The sequence below is a fragment of the Acetobacter tropicalis genome, assembly GCF_001580915.1.
GTDB lineage: Bacteria > Pseudomonadota > Alphaproteobacteria > Acetobacterales > Acetobacteraceae > Acetobacter > Acetobacter tropicalis.
The window spans coordinates 1-2,681 of the sequence record NZ_LHZQ01000089.1 but is presented as its reverse complement, the minus strand read 5'-3'; the positions used below and the strand labels follow the sequence as shown (position 1 = coordinate 2,681).

The following is a 2,681-nucleotide window of genomic DNA, read 5'->3' as shown; positions in this document are numbered from 1 at the left end:
CGATAATCCTTAGCGTATATCTGTGCCCGTTTTATGTAACGACCCCAATACAGCGATCGCAGGCTTCGCTCGCGGCGCTGAGCAGGGAGTTCGGGATCAACCCGAAAACAGTTGCAAAATGGCGGAAGCGTCAGACTGTCGAGGATCAGAAGACAGGGCCCAAAGAACCGCGTTCAACGGTTTTGTCCGAGACTGACGAAGCGATGATCGTGGCCTTTCGTCGGCATACCTTACTGCCGTTGGACGATTGCCTTTATGCGTTGCAGGCCACCATTCCGCATCTGACACGCTCAGCGCTGCATCGCTGTCTTCAGCGTCACGGGATTTCACGTCTGCCTGATGTCGAAGGAGACAAGCCAAAACGGCAGCACTTCAAGCGTTATCCGATCGGGTTCTTTCACCTCGATATTGCCGAAGTTCAGACTGCCGAAGGAAAGCTTTATCTTTTCGTCGCCATAGACCGCACGAGCAAGTTTGCAGTGACGCAGCTTGTGGACAAAGCCAACAGACGAACGGCCTGGGAATTTCTCGAATATCTTCTGCGCATCGTCCCTTATCAGGTTCATACCATCCTGACGGACAACGGCATCCAGTTCGCCGAACAGCCCCGTAACCGGGGCACCGCATGGTCACGTTCCATGCGTTTCGACATGATCTGCGAGGCTAACGGGATCGAGCATCGCCTGACAAAACCCAATCACCCCTGGACCAATGGTCAGGTCGAGCGAATGAACCGGACGATCAAGGAAGCAACTGTCAAACGCTTTCATTACGACAGCCATGAGCAGTTGAGGACGCACCTCAATGACTTCATGGCAGCCTATAATTTCGGGCGAAGGCTCAAAACCCTCAACGGTCTCACGCCCTATGAATACATCTGCAAAATATGGACTTCAGAACCAGATCGATTCATCATCAACCCAACCCATCAAATCCCGGGACTAAACAGCTAGACACAACCTACGTGTATAATTGTATACGTGTATAAATATATAGTTATCCGCTAACGATCCTGCTTCGTCCTTTCTTCACAAACAGATCGTCCAGTGCTTCTCCAAGCAAACTCTGAACCGTCGTTCCCTCTTCGGCCGCGATAATACGAAGCTGGGTGCTGACTTCAGGAGAAAAATGTCCACCAATCAACTTGGTCCCCTTACGACCATTCAGCGTCGGTTTACGAGATAATATGTCTGGTTTCGGGGGAAGAGCCGGCATTGCCTCACCATCACCTTTGGCGCGATCAAGCATCGCTTGCAGCGTATTGCTTTTCGCCATCACACTACCTCCCGATTTTTGTATAATTGTATATCTGTATACTCGTATAAACGCTTAATTTCGTTTGCTGCTGGCCCATGGGCTTCGAATTCCTGCACAGCTTGTCCCGACGCCTGTGCCCGGAAAAATGCCTTGCGGTTTCCTATTGTCACCGGACAGACCGTTGCCCCCAATTCGGTCACGGCCTTAATGGCATCCCCTGTCTCCTGCCCTTGGGGGGGCACAAAAGTTAAAACGACAGCGAACGCTTTATCGAGCTGACGAACCACATCCAATGTGTGTGTCATACTCATTGTATCGAACACGGCCGTCTTCGTCGGAATGAGCACGAAGTCAGCATGACGTGCCGCTTCATAAGCCACATCTCGCGCAACAGCAGCTCCGTCGATAATCACAAGATCAGTACCCGCATCCGCGCAGGCTTTGAGCATTGCAGGCAAACGTATCGGCTGAATTGAAGCCACAGCCGGTGTATCGAGCTGGCGTACGTCTTTCCAGAAAGAGGCGGTCGCCTGTGGGTCCAAATCAATAATAGCAGCAACCTTACCCGCTTGCTCAGCTGCGACAGCGAGACAGGTTGCAAGCGTCGTTTTTCCGACACCGCCCTTCTGCGAAAGAACAGCAAGAACCTTCATGCTACACCTCTACACGTATAATATTATACCTGTATACACTTTCTGCGAGAGAAGAGAAGGCCTCACCTTTCTCTCTGCACAATGGCAGCTACAGTGTTCTTGCTGATCCCCAGATCACGGGCGATCCACCGATAACTCCGCTTTTCAGCCACCAGCGCCAAAACCTTCGGAGCCAGACGGTCAGACTTCGGCCGCTCTCCTTTCTGTCGGCCGAGAACCTTCCCGCGTGCCCTGGCAGCAGCCAGACCGGACTTCACCCGCTCGCTGATCAGATCCCGCTCGAACTCTGCAATCCCGGCCAGAACCGCCGCCAGCATCCGCCCATGTGGCGTCGCCAGGTCGAACATCATCCCCGTTCATGGCGATCAGGGAAACACGATAGCTCTCCAGTTCCTGAAGCGTGGAGATGAGATCAATGGTCGAGCGCCCCCAGCGGGACAGCTCCGTCACCAGAATGGCGTCAATTTCACGGGCCTGGGCCAGTGCCATGACCTTGCGACGCTCGGCCCGATCCACCCGAACGCCAGAGCCGGTCTCCATGAAGATGCCTGACACTTCATAGCCTGCGCGTTCAGCAAACCGCTTCAGCTCGTCCTTATGGCGCACGCAGGACTGATCGGCCGTGGAAACCCGACAATAGATGACCGCACGCTGTCCCATTTGAACCCTCCCGGAAAAACCACCATGCAAGCCTTGATACACTGTAGATATCAGCGATAAATGGCACTGAGTTGCAGCGCTAATTGGCATGTAAGAGCAGCAGCATGCCTG

5 protein-coding genes are annotated in these 2,681 nt (G+C 53.5%); 1 reads left to right on the top strand and 4 read right to left on the bottom strand.

What is annotated here, in order from left to right; genetic code table 11:
* The first annotated feature begins 2 nt into the window (after positions 1-2).
* Complete coding sequence (locus AD944_RS00670; RefSeq protein WP_045542014.1) at positions 3-953, top strand: IS481 family transposase; 951 nt, start codon at positions 3-5, stop codon at positions 951-953.
* Between the two features lie 43 nt (positions 954-996).
* Here the strand turns inward: AD944_RS00670 and AD944_RS00665 are convergent, their stop codons facing one another.
* The 4 genes from AD944_RS00665 to AD944_RS00655 form a co-directional block, all read right to left on the bottom strand.
* A complete protein-coding gene (locus tag AD944_RS00665) occupies positions 997-1,275 on the bottom strand; it encodes a ribbon-helix-helix domain-containing protein (RefSeq protein ID WP_236709173.1) in 279 nt (92 codons plus the stop codon).
* The gene (locus AD944_RS00660) at positions 1,275-1,910 is read right to left on the bottom strand and encodes a nucleotide-binding protein (protein WP_045542010.1); all 636 of its coding nucleotides are present in this window, start codon (positions 1,908-1,910) and stop codon (positions 1,275-1,277) included. The genes AD944_RS00665 and AD944_RS00660 overlap by 1 nt, the downstream gene beginning before the upstream one ends.
* A 62-nt stretch (positions 1,911-1,972) precedes the next feature.
* Complete coding sequence (locus tag AD944_RS17760) at positions 1,973-2,203, bottom strand: recombinase family protein (protein ID WP_261763970.1); 231 nt, start codon at positions 2,201-2,203, stop codon at positions 1,973-1,975.
* Entirely contained in the window at positions 2,091-2,570 is a 480-nt protein-coding gene (locus tag AD944_RS00655) for a recombinase family protein (RefSeq protein ID WP_261763969.1), read from the bottom strand. Before AD944_RS00655 ends, AD944_RS17760 begins: the two co-directional genes overlap by 113 nt.
* Between the last annotated feature and the right edge of the window lie 111 nt (positions 2,571-2,681).

Bases quoted from the DNA above. Each gene is read 5' to 3' on its own strand.
- AD944_RS00660 (WP_045542010.1), bottom strand. From the start codon at position 1,910: ATGAAGGTTCTTGCTGTTCTTTCGCAGAAGGGCGGTGTCGGAAAAACG.
- AD944_RS00665 (WP_236709173.1), bottom strand. From the start codon at position 1,275: ATGGCGAAAAGCAATACGCTGCAAGCGATGCTTGATCGCGCCAAAGGT.
- AD944_RS00655 (WP_261763969.1), bottom strand. From the start codon at position 2,570: ATGGGACAGCGTGCGGTCATCTATTGTCGGGTTTCCACGGCCGATCAG.